The following is a 16,925-nucleotide window of genomic DNA, read 5'->3' as shown; positions in this document are numbered from 1 at the left end:
ATTCTTGTTACAATGACATTTCTCATTGCGAACTCCTGCTAAAAGACATTATTACGACGGGTTTTCCTGCTTATCTTGGATTTCTTGAACTAACCGATTCACAATGAACAAAAGCCCAGTTATCCAATGGCTGATGGAGGGAGACGTAGCCATTCAATACCAGGTGAGTCGTGATCTGCTGGGTGCGGACAAAAAGGCAGCTGATGCTCTTCAAAAACGCATTGAATCGGAAGGTTGGGGTGCTCAGTTTCTCCAAAACCAGCTTGCCAATGGCCATTGGGGGCAAGCCTTTTACCAGCCAAAATGGGCCTCCACTCACTACACGCTGCTAGATTTGAAAACCATCGGGTTGCGGCCCCCGAATGCGCAGGCGCAGAGGGGTTGCAAATTGGCTTTGGCAATGCCCTCAGGGGAGAACGGAGGGCTGCGATGCTCTCACACGTCAAAAGTGACCGATGTTTGTGTAAATGGAATGATCCTGAACTACGGCTCCTATTTTCTTCCAGGCCATCAGCGGTTGAAAGAGGTGGTTGACTATCTTCTTAAAGTGCAAATGACTGACGGAGGCTGGAATTGTCGCTATCTGCACAAAGACACCACACACAGCTCCTTGCATTCCACCCTCAGTGTACTCGAAGGCTTGTTGGAGTTCAGAAAGCCGCCGGAAGGTTACAGGACTCCTGAGATTATACAAGCCGAACAAAAGGCAGTCGAATTCCTGCTTCGCCACCACCTTTACCAATCGCACAGAACAGGTGAGATAATCGACCAGCGAATGCTGCGGTTATCATTCCCAGGTCGCTGGCGGTACGATATACTCAGGGCACTGGATCATCTCCGAAATGCTGCCGTGCCCTATGAGCCAAGAATGAAGAGCGCTTTGGACGTTTTGAAAAGCAAGAGAAAAAAAGACGGAGCCTGGCGGCTTCAGGAGAAACACAAAGGCAACGTACACTTTGACATGGAAAAAACAGGCAGCCCAAGCCGTTGGAATACGCTCCGGGCCCTGCGGGTCTTGAATTGGTTCCAGCCAGGTTACGCTATGTAAGCTGGTTATCAAAATCAGATTTGGGGCCCTACAAAACCTGACATCAATTATCAATTCCCTTGATGCAAGTCACTCTTTGCTGAAGATATAGTGATCATATTGGACAGAAAGTAAGTCCCTATGAAAGTACCCAATGTCTTTAACAATAAGTTTTTAACCGAAACTGGTAGCATTAGTCGCTTTACGGCTCGGTTTTTCAGAGAGCTATTCAAGCGGCGACAGGAATGGGAGGAGTTCCTGCGGCAATGTTACTGGGTGGGTTACAAATCGTTGCCCCTGGTAGCTATTACTGCTTTCATCATGGGACTGGTAATGACTATTCAATCACGCCCAACGCTCGTTGAGTTTGGAGCGGAAGCCTTGCTGCCCGCAATGGTATCCGTTTCTTTGATTCGGGAAATATCCCCGGTAATTACTGCGCTGATATGTGCTGGCAAGATTGGCTCTGGCATGGGTGCTGAGCTGGGTTCTATGAAAGTAACAGAGCAGATCGATGCCATGGACGTCTCGGGTACCAACCCATTCAAATACCTGATTGTGACCCGGGTGCTGGCCACCACACTCATGCTTCCCGTGCTCTCCAGTCTGTCCAATGCCGTGTCGCTTTATGGTGGCTATTTGGGAGTGAATATCCGTGGGCAGGTAAGCTGGCACCTTTACTGGACACAGGTGTTCGATGCTCTCAGCTTTGGAGATGTCGTCCCTGCCATCATCAAAACCTTCTTTTTCGGATTTGCCATTGGCATCATAGGATGCTACATGGGCTACAACTCAAAAAAGGGAACGGAGGGCGTGGGAAGATCCGCCAACTCGGCGGTGGTAGTTGCCTCCCTGCTGGTATTTATTCTTGACCTGATCGCCGTGCAAATCACCGATTTACTGGGTCTGACCTAAATCATCATGAGCGCTAAGCCAGTCATAGAAGTTGAAAATCTTTGTAAGTCGTTCGGCAACAATCATGTGTTGCAGAATTTTTCTATGGAATTGAATGAGGGAGAAAACCTGGTGATTCTTGGCAAGTCAGGCTCGGGCAAGTCAGTATTGATAAAATGTATTATCAGCCTGATTCAGGCAGATAGTGGTAAAATAAAGGTCTTAGGGGAAGAAATTGACACCCTTAGCCCGGAAGCACTGGATAGGCTGAGGGCCCGGATTGGCTTCCTGTTTCAAAGCAATGCTTTGTACGATTCTATGACAGTGAGGGAAAATCTCGAGTTTCCACTGCGCCGGCATTGGGATAAAAGACAGCGGGAAAAGGGCGCAGATGTAGCCGTAATGGATGCCTTGGCTGATGTAGGGCTGGCTCACACGGTGGATATGATGCCGGCAGAGCTATCGGGCGGCATGAGAAAAAGGGTGGCGCTTGCCAGGACGTTGATCCTCCACCCTTCCATTATTTTATACGACGAACCCACCACCGGCCTCGATCCTATTACAGCCAGGGAGATCAACGAGCTGATCCTGAAAGTACAGAAAAAATACAACACGTCGGCTGTGATCATCTCTCACGACATGAATTGCATAAGCACCACCTCCAACAAAGTGATTATGCTAATAAACGGCACATGTTACGCCAAAGATACTTATGCTAACCTCCTGAAATCGGACGATCCGGTGATTCGGGAATATTTTCACTAACTATGAAAAACAACACAATCCATAACGCCAAGGTCGGTCTCTTTGTCATTGCAGGTATGGCCTTTCTCGTCATAATGTTGTACATGATCGGCCGTAACCGCAACCTGTTCGGTTCCACTTTTTCAGTAGTGGCCGTCGTTAGCAATGTCAGCGGCTTGTTGCCAGGCAACAATGTTCGTTTCATGGGCATCGACGTGGGCACGGTAAAGTCGGTCACTATCGCCAACGACACAGCTATATACGTAACTATGGTGATTGACAACGAGGTAAAACCGTATATTAAAAAGAACGCAGTTGCTTCTGTTGGCACCGATGGACTCATGGGAAACAAGCTCATCAACATCACCTCCCAGTCGGCCTATGCTGAGGCAGTGGCAGAGGGTGACATTATTTCGTCAGAGGCACCTGTGGAAACCAACGCCATGCTGCGTACCCTGAACACTACCAATCAAAACATCGAAAAGATCACTCAAAACCTATACGAAATAAGCGAACGGCTTAACCGAAGCAACAGCCTATGGACTTTGCTTTCCGACACGCTTATTGCCATGGACTTCAAAAGGTCTGTTGGGGCACTCGAAAAAGCAACGGGCAACGCAGTTGAAATAACCAGAATTGGCAAAGAACTAGCTTTTTCATTTCAGCAGGGAGACGGCCTTGTTTCAACACTTTTTACCGATACCTCAATGGTGAAGGATCTCAACAGTTCGCTTCTGAATATTGAAAATGTCAGCAACGAAACCCTCCTGACGATGGAAAACATCAGGCAGCTAACGGCTCAGATGAAGGAAGGAGAAGGGGCGGCTGGCCTGATACTGGCCGACTCAGCGTTCAGGGAGAAGTTGATGAACAGCGCACTCAGCCTTGAACAGGGAACCGACAGATTTAATGAGAATATGGAAGCCCTGAAATCAAATTTCCTTTTTCGAAGGTATTTCAAAAAGCTTGAAAAAGAAAAGCAGCAAGAGATAGAAGGCAAAAAGCAGTAAGCATGGCTTGACAACTTCTGCCTTCTTGCAGACAAGAAATCACACCAGCTATTTTGCCTTTACGTTCAAATGCCCGACTGACATACTCTCCAGCCTCAACTCAGCTTGCTTCTCCCAGTCTACTATCTCGTCAATCAAATCGGCCACTACTTCCATTTCTAACTCCAAAGCAAACGTAGAAGCTATTTGATAACGGGCAATTTTATAATGAATTATGCTACGAAGACAGGCCATAATCACCACGTCCCTTATGTTGTCGCTTAGCGCCCTGCTTATCAATTGGTGAGTTTCATCCACCATTTTATCTATCACCTTATTGCTGTTTGCCGACGGTTCTTCCATAAGATAGTTAAACACTCTTTCCAGCTTCAGCACCTTGTCTTCTGCCAGACTGGTGTATTTTGTCAGCTCAGCTTTCATTTCCTTTGAAGCCACTTTACTGACACAGTCCGTCAATTCCTTTTTTAGCTGCTTCTCAGCTACATAGAGCTGATTGACCTGATATGACAGTGCATCCTTCAGATCAGTTATCTTAGGCTTTCTCATTGTGTTAATGCTTTAGTTTTACTGACTGCTTGTGATTAGGTTTCATTTTGTCGGCCCAAGTCTTCAGGTATTCAATCACGTCTTCAATACAAGGGCTGTAACCATTCTGTATGAAGGCACCGGAAGCGGCAGTACCCAGCAATGCGCATTGGCGTCGGCTCATACCCTCTAGCAGCCCCAGACAATAACCCGCATCAAAATTATCGCCGCCGCCCATCAGAACCCTGGGGTTTTCCACCTTGCTTCCACTTACCTCGATCATTTCCTTTTCTGAAGCCACAAACGTGCTCTCCCGGTTGCGAACAATTACAGTATCAATATCAAAAACCCTGAAAATGAACCTCGCCATCTCACTCATAGCTGGTATTTTCACCTCTGTCTGATCTTGTGAAGGCTCATAGCCATTGAGTACCAGCCACAGCTTAGATGCCTCCTGTTGATTCAAGCTTACCGTAACTTTGCCAAAGGCGGCAAACTCATCAATCAACTCAACCATCTGCCCTATCTTCTTGCGGGGTATCTTGTAAGGATCTCCGATATGAAAGAAAAATAGCGCATCTTTTTTACCAGTCGCCTTGATCATATCCTCCAAAAATCCTTTCCAGATAGAGGAAGCAAAAGGTAGCCTGACCCAGTCCACCAGCGCAAAAAGCTCTGCCATTTTCACCACTCTTTTCAACTGGTCGAATACTTCAGTATGAGTTTTTATATACTCCCAGTCGTAGTTGTTGAACATGGCCTGGTCAGACAAAACTATCTTTGCATCATTGAACTCCAGAATCTGGTTCTCTCCAGGATCCATCACTGATGTTATCTCGCACAACTTGTGCATTTTCATAAACACAGGATGCAGAGCCGGATGTCCCATGGCTCCGAGGCAATGTGTTTGAATGCCGAGGCTTCCGAGCGTATTGGATAAAATGGGTGCATCGCCGCCAATTCGAATCTTAGTAGTGGAGGTTTCTATATCCCCCCCACCGACTCGCATTGATCCCAAGTGGTCAGTAAACTCACCCACGGTGTCAAAATAGGTAGCATTATTGCCCTTCTTTTTAGCGACTACTCGTTGTATTTTGTCCACAAAGCCATCGAACCCGGTAAAAGCGAGATGGCTGTCCTCCTCATAGTTGCGCAGCGGAATCAGCTTGCGCCAGAGGCTGTCGAGGTCTTTTTTGCTGGTTTCCATGGCTTGTCTTTTTTAGTTTTAATAGTCCCTCTCTCAAATTGCTTTCATTAAGATACTCCCCATACAAACAAGAATGAATGACCCGCAACGGTCATTCAAGTGACATTGGTCATTAGTGCGGCAGATGTGCTACGATTGCTCACGCTGGCATCCCCCACTTGAAATATTAGCACCCCGAAGGCTATTGCACCGGGATTGGCGCCTACCACACCACCCTAATCAAAGATCAGCCTGCACCAGAGGTATTTCCCTTTCTGCCACCATAATATTCTCTATTCCTTTGATCAGCGCATCCGGATTGAAGGAAATTGAGTCAATGCCAGAGGAAACCAGGAACCTGGCAAAGTCAGGGTAGTCGCTCGGTGCCTGTCCGCACAAGCCAACTTTCACGCCCTTTCTGTGAGCTGCAACGATCAGCTGCCTGATCAAAAAAGTGACTGCTTCATTTCTTTCATTGAACAGATCACTGATAATGGCTGAGTCACGGTCGATACCCAGTGTGAGTTGGGTGAGATCGTTCGAACCAATCGAAAAACCATCAAACAGGTCTGCAAATTGATCGGCCAGAAGGATGTTGCTAGGGATCTCGGCCATTACATAAACCTCCAGGCCATTTTTGCTGCTTTCCAGCCCAAAGTCTCTCATTACTCCCAGCACCTGCTTACCTTCCTCCACGGTTCGGCAAAATGGGATCATTACCTTCACATTGGTTAGCCCCATATGATCACGCACTTTTTTGATGGCTTGACACTCCAATCCAAAACCTTCCCGATAACGCTCGTTGTAGTATCGGCTTGCCCCTCTGAATCCAAGCATTGGGTTTTCTTCGTCGGGTTCAAACTGTCGACCTCCAAGCAGTTTGGCGTATTCATTGGTCTTGAAGTCACTCATCCGCACGATTACCTCTCTGGGGTAAAACGCCGCTGCCACCATGCCAATGGATTCGGCCAGTTGCTCCACAAAAAACTTCTTCTTGTCAGTGTAGTGCCTCGTGACAGCTTCAATCTGTTTCTTTTCGGCAGACGATGGTAGCTCATCAAACTTCACCAACGCCATAGGGTGAACCTGCAGTGTATTGCTGATGATAAACTCCATTCGTAGCAAGCCGACGCCGTCGTTAGGGTAAGAGGCGTAAAGCAGGGCTTTCTCAGGATCCGCCAGAATGAGCATTCGCTTGGTTTTTGTCTCCTTGATCTTTTCCATCGGAATCACCTTCTCCTGCCAGTCAAGCTTGCCATCGTACACTTTCCCGACATCTCCCCCGGCACACGACACAGTGATCACCTGCCCGTCGGATAGCTCTTCCGTCGCTAGCAGAGTGCCTACTACGGCAGGAATACCAAGCTCCCTGGCGATGATGCTGGCATGGCTAGTCCGGCCTCCTTTATTAGTAACAATGCACACAGCTTTGCGTAGAAGCGCATTCCAGTCGGGGTTGGTAATATCTGCCACAAGAATATCTCCCTCCTGAACTTTGCCGGCATCAGCCAGAGAACGAACTATACAAGCTCTGCCACTGACAACGGAATGCCCAACCGCTTTGCCCATTAGAACCGGCTCTTCCGCTGCTTTTATTGAATATTCCTTTAGTTCAATTTGCTTGTTTTGGCCATGCACTGTCTCCGGCCTGGCCTGTATGATATACAACTGGTCGTTCATTCCGTCTTTTGCCCATTCAATGTCCATAGGTAGCTTGTAGTGCTTTTCAATGGCGTGGCACCACTTACCCAACTGCGCCACCTCCTCATCCGACAGCACGTACTGATCCCTCAGCCGCTGAGGCGTTTCCTTCCAAATCGTGTTGTCGCCTTTTGTTCCATACACCATCATTTGCTGTTTACCCCCCATTCGCCTGAACACAATACTGTCCATTCCTTTTTCTATGGCTGGTTTAAACAGATAAAACTCATCGGTATTTACCGCTCCCTGCACCACGCTCTCGCCCAGTCCCCAGGCGCCCGTCACGTATATGAGGTTTTTATTTCCGCTCTCAGGTTCTATGGTAAAAGCCACGCCGGCACTGCTCTTGTCGGATCGCACCATTACCTGCACCCCCACCGACAGGCCCACCTGCATGTGATCAAATCCGTTGTCAATCCTGTATTTGATAGCCCTGTCGTTGAAAAGAGAGCGGTAACACTTTTTCACAGCCTCCAAAAGGTCGCCTTCGGAATGCACGTTAAGAAACGACTCATGCTGTCCGGCAAAACTGGCCGTTGGAGAATCCTCGGCAGTTGCACTGCTACGTACCGCAACCGAAAGATTACCACCGTGAGTGGCCGCCAGTGCCTGATAGGCTTTTGATATGGAAGCTTGCAATTCTCCCGGCAATGCAGCCCCGGCTACGAGCGACCTGCATTTGCTCCCTACGTCGGGCAGGTTGTCGAGCGTTTTCACATCAACGGATTCACAAAGTGCCTGCAATTTGCTGGTCAGTTGATTAGCCCGAAGAAACTCGTCCCAGCCAGCAACAGTAATAGCAAACCCATCGGGCACGTTGATGCCTTGCCCCGCCAATTGGCTAATCATTTCGCCAAGTGACGCATTTTTACCACCCACTTTGGCCAGGTCAGCCATGGAGATGCTTTGAAACGGAAGAATGAAGTTTTTCATAGGCTGATTTTAACAGTATTGATCAGCTAAACCTACCTCAGAAAAACCGCCGCTGCCATGACAGGCATCAACCCCCGGCCTGACAATGGTCACGAGTTTGTCAGTGGCGAAAAAATAGCTACCCAACCGGCATGATTGAAAATGATGATAAAAATCCTGAGGGCACAATGACCAGCGTCAGTGGTTTTTGTCATTTCATTGGACATATTAGCTTCGAATAAGTACAACTCTAAAAGCATTGCCAGCCATGAATTATAGCAAGAATACACTTACCCCAATTGCCGACGCCGCACGCTTCTTCCATGAAATAAAAGGCAGGATTCGTTATGAAGAAAGGAAGCTAATGGCAAGAGGGCGAGAGTTGCTCTCCAAGCGAGCGGCACCGGGCGACAAAAATCAGTCGGGCGACCGCATGATAAAAATGGAATACTTGTAACCTTTTTCTATAATGCGGACAGCTTCAGTAGCACCTTGTGCAACCAGCCGTTACTCAACTGGTTTTTCCTCCTCACCGGATTGCCTGGAGTGGTAATTTCTGGCTGGCCCTCCCAATCCACTCGGTCGCATTTCTTACAAAAATCCTGACTCCACATTAAGTTTCATTGTTGCTGCCCGCCCAAAAGCATAACCTGCTTACACCATCGTCGGCACCAAAAATGTTTGTGTCCCGATCATATAATTTCCTCCCCTGGCACTCTTTGAGTGATTTCTATCTCAACCTGTCTTGACCCACGTCATATTTCACGTTCAGGAAAAGCCCTAACATTACCGGCAACGACAGCACATGTAAACCAACATGAACAGCCAAACCACAACCACGAACGATAGTGCTTCGGCCACAACAACAGACGCCAGTGCCGGACACACTGATTTTTCGCAACTCACTGCAGAAGAATCTCTTGCTGCACTGGGTGCTACCAGAAAGGGGTTGGATCAGGATGAGGTTGCCAAACGCCTGATTGCATTTGGGCCAAACGAAATTCAGGAGAAAAAGAGGCAGCCGCTGCTGTTCCTTTTTCTCAAGCAGTTTAAAAGCCTTCTGATAGCTGTCTTGTTTATGGCAGCTATCCTGTCATACATAACAGGAAACATTGCTGACGTCTACATCATCATCATCGTAGTGATTGTAGATGCCTGTATCGGTTTTTTTATGGAACTGAAAGCGGAGAGCGCCGTATCCTCCCTTAAAAAAATCCTAAATCCACTGGCGAAGGTGGTCAGAGCCAACCAAACAATGACTATTGCCGCCCGGGAGCTGGTACCTGGCGACATTATTATTGTGGAGGAAGGCGATAGCATTCCAGCGGACAGCCGCCTCCTTGAAGGAAAAAACGTTCGAACACAGGAGTCATCGCTCACGGGAGAGTCGTTGCCCGAGTCCAAAACAGCAGACGTTTTGTCCGGCCCCACCGTAATGGCGGATCAAAAAAACATGCTATGGAAAGGCACTTTCATAGTAGGAGGCTATGGCACTGCATTGGTAGTGCACACAGGAGTGAGAACGGAAATTGGAAAAGTAGCAGAAGCTCTTTATGAGATAAAACCCTCTATATCACATTTTCAAAAGAAAATAAACAAGCTAGCCTCTCAGATGGGTGCAGCGAGCATTTTCTTCGCCCTGGTACTTTTCATAATTAGCTATTTCACGTTGAACGTGCCTGTCCGTGAGCTCCTGTTGATCTCAGTGGCCGCCATGGTGTCGGTAATACCAGAGGGCCTGCCATCCATCATCGCAATTGTGCTGGCCATAGGAACCAGAAGAATGGCCAAAAAAAATGCTATCGTAAGAGAGTTCACGTCCACTGAAACGCTCGGGGCAGTGTCGACCATTATCACCGACAAAACAGGTACACTCACCCAAAATGCCCTTACGGCTCGCAAACTGTTCATACCTGATGAACCCGCAACGGGCCTCAATTTTGATGTGACTGGAGAAGGCTGGTCGTCGGACGGTGAAATCATTGGCGACCCTATGGTAGAAGACCTCTCGAGTGTGTCTGCACTACAACGTCTGCTGCAAATTGCTGCCTACTCCAACAACGCATCCATCCGAAAAGTAGAAGAGAGCAACCGTTACGAGCTGACCGGCGACCCCACTGAAGGAGCGTTAGCTGTGCTTGCCCAAAAAGGTGGAATAACACCTGTTAGTAAAAAGAAAACAGACGACCAACCATTCAATTCGGACTTAAAGCTGAGAGCCACAATCGTCAGCGAGAACGATGGCACCTATAGCCTGCTGGTTGTAGGTGCGCCTGAAAAAATTTTGACACTTTCCTCAAAAGTTCTTGGGTCGGCGGCTGCAAGAGCCATAGATGTGCAAACGGCGGCGAAAGTAGTGCATAAAATCGACGAGTGGAGTGCTCAGACGATGAGAGTGATCGGGCTTGCTTATAAGCCGCTGCGGAAACAAAAATTGGAAGAGGGCGACATAGCCGACCTCACCTTCGTGGGGCTGGTGGGCATGATAGATCCACCCCGGGTAGAAGTACCAAAGGCTATTCAAAACTGCAAAAGAGCCGGGATACGGGTAATTATGGCAACTGGCGACCATATTAGCACAGCACTAGCCATCGCCAGGTCAGTGGGCATCATTGGAGTACATGACAATGACGAACGGCTGGCTTTGACCGAAGAGCAACTGCTTAGCTTGTCTCCGTCAGCGTTTGATGAGGCCATTCGCACTGTGAATGTGTTTGCCAGATTAACACCTAAAACCAAACTCAAACTTGTGGGGAGACTTCAGGAAATGGGTGAGCTGGTCGCCATGACAGGGGATGGGGTGAACGACGCCCCTGCACTAAAAAGAGCCGATGTGGGCATTGCTATGGGGATTATGGGTACCGATGTGGCTCGTGATGCGGCCAAAGTAGTATTGGCAGATGACAACTTTGCGTCCATTGTCAATGCCATTGAAGAGGGGCGCATCGTCTTCGCCAACGCCCGGCAGGCCAGCTTTTTCCTTATCACAACCAACTTTGCTGAGATAGCCACGCTGATCATGGCTGTCGCACTCAGTTTGCCAATTCCACTGACCGCCATCCAGATTCTGTGGCTTAATTTGGTAACCGATGGCATTGGCGACATGGCACTTGCCCTTGAAAAAGGGCACGACGACGTACTCAATCAGCAGCCATTAAAAAAGGACGAGAGAATCTTGAATAAAAGCATTATCCCCTTCCTGATCATGAATGTGATCATCATGACAGGGCTTACGCTGGCGGCATATATATATTTTAGCCCACAGGGAACCGCCACCGCCAGGAGTGCTGCTTTTGTAACAATGTCTTTCACTCAGCTTTTCAACCTCTACAATATGCGTTCGCTTGAAAAATCTATCATTGAAATTGGCTTTTTCTCTAATGTCTACATCACCATCACCGTGATTTCTTCCTCTTTAATCACCATGGCAATCATTTTCGTACCCTATTTTCAGGAAGTCTTTGGCTTCGGCGCATTGGAAGCTACAAGCTTTTTTATCCTGGCGGCCTTGTCATCAACAGTTCTTTGGGGTGTAGAGCTTTTCAAACACGCAAAAAAGCACTTGCTCAATCGAGTTGAAGTGTGCTTAAAAGCTTAATCTGGTCTTAAGCACTTTATCAGCGGTTGGTCAAAACCACAAACTGAGCAGGCTGTAGCTTAAGCTTTATAAAATAGCGGTCGTTGTCTTTGCTTTTCAGCATATGAACCTCTCCCTCGCCGCCATATAAATAGTGAAATGAACTACCATCCTTATTGAAGTATTTGTCCACTGTTACGTATTGCTCCACCTCATGTTCAAGAGAGTGATTGTATGCCACCACGCACTCTGCATCGTACAGCATTCTACTAAAAGCAATCAGGCTGTCAGTAAACACCGGCAAATGGAAATCTTTTCCATCTTTGGAAAGCTTCCTTATATACATCCGTCCAAACTTTAATACCGAACTTTTCTTTCGGATAGCAGCAATTTTAGCTATTTCCTGATAAATACCGCTCTCCTTGTTCAGCGCATTGGTGGTGTTGCCGCTCAAGTCAAACATCGCTTCCCGGATATTCCAGTCGCCTTCTCCAGCGCCGTCGAAACCCTGCTCGGTACCATAGTAGATGCACGGTGTGCCAAGCGCACAAAGTAGAAATCCCACTCCTGCAATGATTTGACCATCGGTAGCATCTTTACCAAAACGCCTTTTAATCCCCTGTCCCACCTGATCATGGTTGTCAAGAAACGTAACCAAAAACTCCCCAAACTCCCCACGTGCCATGGCATTTCGTCTCAGCGACTCATATCGCTCAATGAGCTTCTCAGGAGTAGCATGCCCTTTGATAACATTGGCCAACACATAATACAGAGGAAAGTCCAGCACCGAATTGAGTCCATAGTAAATCGCCTTGTCCTCGACCTCTATGGAGGTTTTGGGCCCAATATACTTGTTGTACAACTCCTCTGAACCTACCAACTCTCCGAAAAGAAAAAAGTTCTTTTTGCCTAGCCTGTAAGCATATTCACGCAGGAGGGAGCAAAACTGCCCGATGTTTTTCTCTCCCATGTGTTTGACTGCATCGAGCCGAAAGCCGTCGATATCAGTTTCTCTGATCCAGTAACAATGTATCTTGGTGAGGATGTCCTGCACATACATTGCTTCAGGCGATTCGTCATTTTTAAACGACTTTAATCCAAAAAAATCGCCCTCCCGTGTTTCGGGGTAGGTATCAAAGTTCCTAATACGCCCTTTTTTCCAATAAACTTCTGTGTCCCTAAGCTCTACAGGCAGAGGACGATCTTCAAACCGCCAGCCCCCAAAGGGATAAACGTTGCCGTTGTAATAGCCAGGTTCTATATCATCCTTGTAGGACCAGTTATCCCCGGAATGATGCAGCACGATATCGAGAAACACCCTCATATTCATCGCATGTGCCTTATCTACCAATTCAGCCAGGTCCTCTTTGGTACCAAAGCGCTTGTCCACCTCAAGGTAATTTTGAATGGCATACCCATGATAGGCAGCTTCGTTGTTTTCAAAAAGCGGGCTGAGCCAAAGCGCTGTGCATCCCAGGTCGTGTATATAGTCGAGATGTTTGGTAATGCCCCTGATGGTGCCTCCGCAAAACGTTTGTAGTTGATCGGCATTTCCAAAGCCACTTCGCTTTCCAGCCTGGAGCTCAGGCTTTCGCAACTGGTCATCATGAAACCTGTCAATCAGCAGAAAGTAGATGAATTCTTCTCTCCATTCACGGTCGCAATTGGCCCAATACGTTTTGTTGGGTTTAGGCGACAAGTCAATGTCTTGTATTGATCTCAGCATCATTTCAATAGTAAAAAGGCCTCCTGATCCACAGGCTTTGTATCGATCACCAATTAACGATCATCTGTCAAAATCGCTTATGACAGCCATCAGTTGCCAAAAAGACATTGCTCAGTATTCATCTTCTGCCCACAGTCACTTCCTGAACCAAGGTGGCTTAATTTTCCAACCATACCGATTCATGACCAACATCACCTGACCGACGGACGTTGGTCATTTCATGCCCGGTCGGCAATAGATATCTTGAGGACTAAAGACAAAGCCATGAAAAAGATACTTGTTCCCTGCGATTTTTCGACACCAGCAGTTCACGCTTATAGTTTCGCTTGCCAAATGGCAAAAGAAGCACAAGGTGAGGTGTTTGTCATGCACGCCTTCGAGCTTCCGTTTTCCTACGAATCGACCTTTGGAGTACAACCCTATATTTTCGACATGGAGCTTCTGAAATCTATAGAAGACAAGGCAGAAGAAAACTTCAATAAAATGAGAAAAGCTGTAGGCAAAGCAGCAGAAAACCAGCATTTCGAGGCCTTGTATGGCAGCATTACCGGTTCAATTCTCGACCAGATTCGTGAGAAGAACATTGATCTGGTAGTAATGGGCACAACAGGAGCCAGCGGACTCAGCGAGGTTTTGATTGGCTCCAACACCGAAAAAGTAGTTCGGTTTTCGCCAGTCCCAGTGCTTTCTCTAAGAGAAGGTCACGAAGCTTCCGACATAAAAAACATTGTATTGGCCAACTCTCTTGAACTTAACCAGAGGAAGTTTGTGGAAAAAGTAAAAGATCTTCAGGCATTTTTTGGAGCCAAACTTCACATACTCTATATCAACTCGCTTGCTCGCTTCAAGCCCGAGGAGGAAGCACAACTTTTACTGGAAGATTTTGTAAAGCACTATAAACTTGAGAATTACACGCTGAATATCCGAAATGCTCCTTTTGAAGAGGAAGGTATTATCCGATTTGTGGAACAGACAAAAGCAGACATGCTGGCGATGGCCACCCACAGTCGGCGGGGGCTGGCTCATCTGGTTTCCGGCAGCCTGGCAGAGGACATCGTCAATCACATAGATTGCCCTATCTGGACTTGCACGCTGAGGGACTAAAGCCGATGTAAACAAAAAAGCCTCCAGTGTCAACTAGAGGCTTCCAATTATACTCGTGATCCCGTCAGGATTGGATCGGGGGCGCCCAGCCTTGAGACCTACTGCTTAGAAGACTGGGCGTCCCCGACAGTGGCTCTATCCAGCTAAGCTCTCACGATTATTCTAGAAAAGATAAAGTACGGACATAAAAAAAGCCTCCAGTGTCAACTGAAGGCTCTGAATTTTCTTCGTGATCCCATCAGGATTCGAACCTGAGACCTACTGCTTAGAAGGCAGTTGCTCTATCCAGCTGAGCTATGGGACCTCAATCAATGCGGAGAGACCGGGATTCGAACCCGGGGTACCGGTTACCCAGTACGACAGTTTAGCAAACTGTTGGTTTCAGCCACTCACCCATCTCTCCATAGGTCTGTTCTGAAAAAGAGTTGCAAAGATAACGGACATTTTCTGACGGAAGCAAACCTCAGCCCTAAAAAAATGATATTCTTTTTACCCTGTTAAAAAATGTGAATTGCTAGCCTGCCAGCGTTCATTTTATATATTTGTCCCCACTTCCGGTGTTATAAAAGCTGTGGCATTGCCCAAATAGTGTTGTATGAGTTGGTATCAGTCGTTTGGATTACTTGAATTAACGTTTTGCCTCGTTTTTGGCATCCTCTACCTGGCCTACCTGGCCCGGGTACTTTATGTCGCCAAGGCAGTGGGAAGCTCCTCCAAAATAGTGCTAAGTAAAGTCATCCTCCGGTCAAGCTACTTTCTGCTCTTCATCGTCGCTCTCATGGGGCCTTCCTTCGGCGACAGCAAAAAGGAAATCAAGTCAGTTGGCAAAGACATCTTCTTCTGCGTCGACCTCTCTGTATCCATGGATGCATTTGACGTACAACCCACCAGGCTTGAGAAAATAAAGTTTGAGCTAAAAAACATCACCGATGCCTTCAACTCGGATCGTATGGGCATCGTCATGTTTTCGAACGAAGCTTTTATGCAGTGCCCGCTCACTTATGATCAGTCGGCACTCAACATCTTCATCGAAACGCTCAACACCAGCCTTGTGCCCAACACCGGCACGGACTTTGGCCCTCCCCTGAGAATGGCGTTGAGCAAGCTGAACGACGACGAGTCGCCGCTTACGCAGCAGAAATCAAAGATCATTATCCTGATCAGCGATGGAGAAGATTTTGGAGAAGAGACCGACCAGATTGCACAAGAAATAGAGCAAACAGGCATTAAACTGTTCACTTTGGGCGTTGGTACCGACAAGGGCAGCAAAATACTCAGCCGAAGAGGCTTCAAAAAAGACAATCAGGGAAACGACGTAGTGACCCGGCTTAACAGCAATTCATTAAAAGACGTGGCCACAAAAACTGGCGGTAAGTACTTTGAGATCAATGAAACTAAAAACGACGTTTCGAGATTAATAAATACAATCAATGAGATCGAAGGCGAAATGAGAGATGCCCGGCAAGTCGACGTTACGGCCAACAGGTACTATTACTTCCTTGCCATCGGATTGGCCCTTTTCGCTCTTGATTACCTCATTTCAGTGAAAACCATGAAAATATGAAGGCATTAGCAGGCATTTTATTGGTGATAGCGGCCATCATTCCAGGAGTGAATGACATCGCCACTGTTAACAAACTGAAGAAAGACGCCGAGAAAGCCTATCTGGCAGGGGACTATGCAAAGGCCACTCAGGCCTACACCATGCTTACCGATTCGTTGGGAGTGCTGGAAGACAAGCTATTTCTTAACCTCGGTCATTCCCTTTTTCAGCAGGGCGACTCAGCCCAGGCGTTCAGTCAGTACCAGCGCCTCATCAACACCAAGGAGAAAGACCTGAAGTCGCTGGCTTATAACCAAATGGGCATTATCAGCAACAAGCCAGGCGATAGAAACACTGCGCTAAGCTTCTTTAAGGAAGCGCTGAAGGCCGACCCTACCAATGAAGAAGCCAGGTACAACTACCAGCTGGTGAAACGCCAGATAGCCGAAGACAACGAAAAAAACCAGGACGACCAGCAGCAGGACAAGGAGAAGAACGAAGAAAAAGAAGACGAGAAGAAAGACCAGCAGAACCAACAGGATAAAGATCAGAACAACGATCAAAAGAACGAAGAGCAGAAGAAGCAAGACCAGGAAAAGAAAGATCAGGAGAGCGAGAACAAAGAGCAAAAAGACCAGGAGCAGCAGAGCGAAGAGCAAAAGAAAGAACAGGAAAAGAAGGATCAGGAGCAAAAGAAAAAAGAGCAACAAGACGCCGAACAACAGGACAAAGAGAACAAAGACGGTGAAAAGCAGCCTCCTCAGATCAACCCTGATAAGCTGAAGGAGATGAACATCTCAGAAGAAAAGGCCAAAATGATACTTGAAGCGATGAGAAACAGTGAGATTCAGTATATTCAGCAAAACAAGCGGAAAGGCGTTAAAAAGCCTGAAAGCGGAAAACCTGACTGGTAAAGCCCAGGCTGTAGTCAACAGCCAGGCTGACATTGTTATAAGAAAAGCCGACCAATACACCC

13 protein-coding genes and 2 tRNA genes are annotated in these 16,925 nt (G+C 47.4%); 9 read left to right on the top strand and 6 right to left on the bottom strand.

Annotated features, from left to right (window positions below; all coding sequences use genetic code 11):
• Positions 1-103 precede the first annotated feature (103 nt).
• The 4 genes from RIG68_RS20880 to RIG68_RS20865 all read left to right on the top strand — a co-directional run bounded on the left by RIG68_RS20880 (position 104) and on the right by RIG68_RS20865 (position 3,675).
• Complete coding sequence (locus RIG68_RS20880; protein WP_350126756.1) at positions 104-1,048, top strand: prenyltransferase/squalene oxidase repeat-containing protein; 945 nt, start codon at positions 104-106, stop codon at positions 1,046-1,048.
• Between the two features lie 120 nt (positions 1,049-1,168).
• On the top strand, positions 1,169-1,942 hold the full coding sequence (locus RIG68_RS20875) for an MlaE family ABC transporter permease (protein WP_350126753.1): 774 nt from the start codon (positions 1,169-1,171) through the stop codon (positions 1,940-1,942).
• A 6-nt stretch (positions 1,943-1,948) separates the two neighbouring features.
• On the top strand, positions 1,949-2,686 hold the full coding sequence (locus RIG68_RS20870) for an ABC transporter ATP-binding protein (protein ID WP_350126750.1): 738 nt from the start codon (positions 1,949-1,951) through the stop codon (positions 2,684-2,686).
• A 2-nt stretch (positions 2,687-2,688) separates the two neighbouring features.
• Complete coding sequence (locus tag RIG68_RS20865) at positions 2,689-3,675, top strand: MlaD family protein (protein WP_350126747.1); 987 nt, start codon at positions 2,689-2,691, stop codon at positions 3,673-3,675.
• 48 nt (positions 3,676-3,723) lie between these two features.
• Here the strand turns inward: RIG68_RS20865 and RIG68_RS20860 are convergent, their stop codons facing one another.
• The 3 genes from RIG68_RS20860 to ppsA all read right to left on the bottom strand — a co-directional run bounded on the left by RIG68_RS20860 (position 3,724) and on the right by ppsA (position 8,020).
• The gene (locus tag RIG68_RS20860; protein ID WP_350126744.1) at positions 3,724-4,221 is read right to left on the bottom strand and encodes a YciE/YciF ferroxidase family protein; all 498 of its coding nucleotides are present in this window, start codon (positions 4,219-4,221) and stop codon (positions 3,724-3,726) included.
• 4 nt (positions 4,222-4,225) lie between these two features.
• The gene (locus tag RIG68_RS20855; protein WP_350126741.1) at positions 4,226-5,407 is read right to left on the bottom strand and encodes a carbohydrate kinase family protein; all 1,182 of its coding nucleotides are present in this window, start codon (positions 5,405-5,407) and stop codon (positions 4,226-4,228) included.
• 219 nt (positions 5,408-5,626) lie between these two features.
• Positions 5,627-8,020: a phosphoenolpyruvate synthase gene (gene ppsA / locus RIG68_RS20850; protein ID WP_350126738.1), complete on the bottom strand. Its 2,394-nt coding sequence runs from the start codon at positions 8,018-8,020 to the stop codon at positions 5,627-5,629.
• Between the two features lie 247 nt (positions 8,021-8,267).
• On the opposite strand from ppsA, the gene RIG68_RS20845 reads away from it, so the two are divergent.
• Positions 8,268-8,456, top strand: coding sequence for a hypothetical protein (locus tag RIG68_RS20845; protein WP_350126735.1), 189 nt, complete (start codon positions 8,268-8,270; stop codon positions 8,454-8,456).
• Between the two features lie 360 nt (positions 8,457-8,816).
• Complete coding sequence (locus tag RIG68_RS20840) at positions 8,817-11,597, top strand: cation-translocating P-type ATPase (RefSeq protein WP_350126732.1); 2,781 nt, start codon at positions 8,817-8,819, stop codon at positions 11,595-11,597.
• 19 nt (positions 11,598-11,616) lie between these two features.
• Here RIG68_RS20840 and RIG68_RS20835 read toward each other — a convergent pair whose 3' ends face one another.
• On the bottom strand, positions 11,617-13,302 hold the full coding sequence (locus tag RIG68_RS20835) for an alpha-amylase family glycosyl hydrolase (RefSeq protein WP_350126729.1): 1,686 nt from the start codon (positions 13,300-13,302) through the stop codon (positions 11,617-11,619).
• 264 nt (positions 13,303-13,566) lie between these two features.
• Between RIG68_RS20835 and RIG68_RS20830 the strand changes: the two genes are divergently transcribed.
• Positions 13,567-14,406, top strand: coding sequence for a universal stress protein (locus RIG68_RS20830; protein ID WP_350126726.1), 840 nt, complete (start codon positions 13,567-13,569; stop codon positions 14,404-14,406).
• A gap of 230 nt (positions 14,407-14,636) precedes the next feature.
• Here RIG68_RS20830 and RIG68_RS20825 read toward each other — a convergent pair.
• Positions 14,637-14,710 (bottom strand) — tRNA-Arg (locus RIG68_RS20825).
• Positions 14,711-14,720: 10 nt separating this feature from the next.
• Positions 14,721-14,809 (bottom strand) — tRNA-Ser (locus RIG68_RS20820).
• Between the two features lie 192 nt (positions 14,810-15,001).
• Between RIG68_RS20820 and RIG68_RS20815 the strand changes: the two genes are divergently transcribed.
• Positions 15,002-15,970 carry a vWA domain-containing protein gene (locus RIG68_RS20815; protein ID WP_350126723.1) on the top strand — a complete coding sequence of 323 codons (969 nt, stop codon included), beginning with the start codon at positions 15,002-15,004 and terminating at the stop codon, positions 15,968-15,970.
• Entirely contained in the window at positions 15,967-16,863 is an 897-nt protein-coding gene (locus RIG68_RS20810) for a hypothetical protein (RefSeq protein WP_350126720.1), read from the top strand. The genes RIG68_RS20815 and RIG68_RS20810 overlap by 4 nt, the downstream gene beginning before the upstream one ends.
• The last annotated feature ends 62 nt before the right edge of the window (positions 16,864-16,925 follow it).

It is taken from the genome of Imperialibacter sp. (genome assembly GCF_040222385.1).
GTDB lineage: Bacteria > Bacteroidota > Bacteroidia > Cytophagales > Cyclobacteriaceae > Imperialibacter.
Note: the sequence above shows the minus strand (reverse complement) of the source record. Positions and strands in the feature narration are given on the sequence as shown.

What these genes read in the sequence shown, in the direction of transcription:
- RIG68_RS20880 (WP_350126756.1), top strand. Translation starts at nt 104, where the DNA reads ATGAACAAAAGCCCAGTTATCCAATGGCTGATGGAGGGAGACGTAGCC.
- RIG68_RS20875 (WP_350126753.1), top strand. Translation starts at nt 1,169, where the DNA reads ATGAAAGTACCCAATGTCTTTAACAATAAGTTTTTAACCGAAACTGGT.
- RIG68_RS20870 (WP_350126750.1), top strand. Translation starts at nt 1,949, where the DNA reads ATGAGCGCTAAGCCAGTCATAGAAGTTGAAAATCTTTGTAAGTCGTTC.
- RIG68_RS20865 (WP_350126747.1), top strand. Translation starts at nt 2,689, where the DNA reads ATGAAAAACAACACAATCCATAACGCCAAGGTCGGTCTCTTTGTCATT.
- RIG68_RS20860 (WP_350126744.1), bottom strand. Translation starts at nt 4,221, where the DNA reads ATGAGAAAGCCTAAGATAACTGATCTGAAGGATGCACTGTCATATCAG.
- RIG68_RS20855 (WP_350126741.1), bottom strand. Translation starts at nt 5,407, where the DNA reads ATGGAAACCAGCAAAAAAGACCTCGACAGCCTCTGGCGCAAGCTGATT.
- ppsA (WP_350126738.1), bottom strand. Translation starts at nt 8,020, where the DNA reads ATGAAAAACTTCATTCTTCCGTTTCAAAGCATCTCCATGGCTGACCTG.
- RIG68_RS20845 (WP_350126735.1), top strand. Translation starts at nt 8,268, where the DNA reads ATGAATTATAGCAAGAATACACTTACCCCAATTGCCGACGCCGCACGC.
- RIG68_RS20840 (WP_350126732.1), top strand. Translation starts at nt 8,817, where the DNA reads ATGAACAGCCAAACCACAACCACGAACGATAGTGCTTCGGCCACAACA.
- RIG68_RS20835 (WP_350126729.1), bottom strand. Translation starts at nt 13,302, where the DNA reads ATGCTGAGATCAATACAAGACATTGACTTGTCGCCTAAACCCAACAAA.
- RIG68_RS20830 (WP_350126726.1), top strand. Translation starts at nt 13,567, where the DNA reads ATGAAAAAGATACTTGTTCCCTGCGATTTTTCGACACCAGCAGTTCAC.
- RIG68_RS20815 (WP_350126723.1), top strand. Translation starts at nt 15,002, where the DNA reads ATGAGTTGGTATCAGTCGTTTGGATTACTTGAATTAACGTTTTGCCTC.
- RIG68_RS20810 (WP_350126720.1), top strand. Translation starts at nt 15,967, where the DNA reads ATGAAGGCATTAGCAGGCATTTTATTGGTGATAGCGGCCATCATTCCA.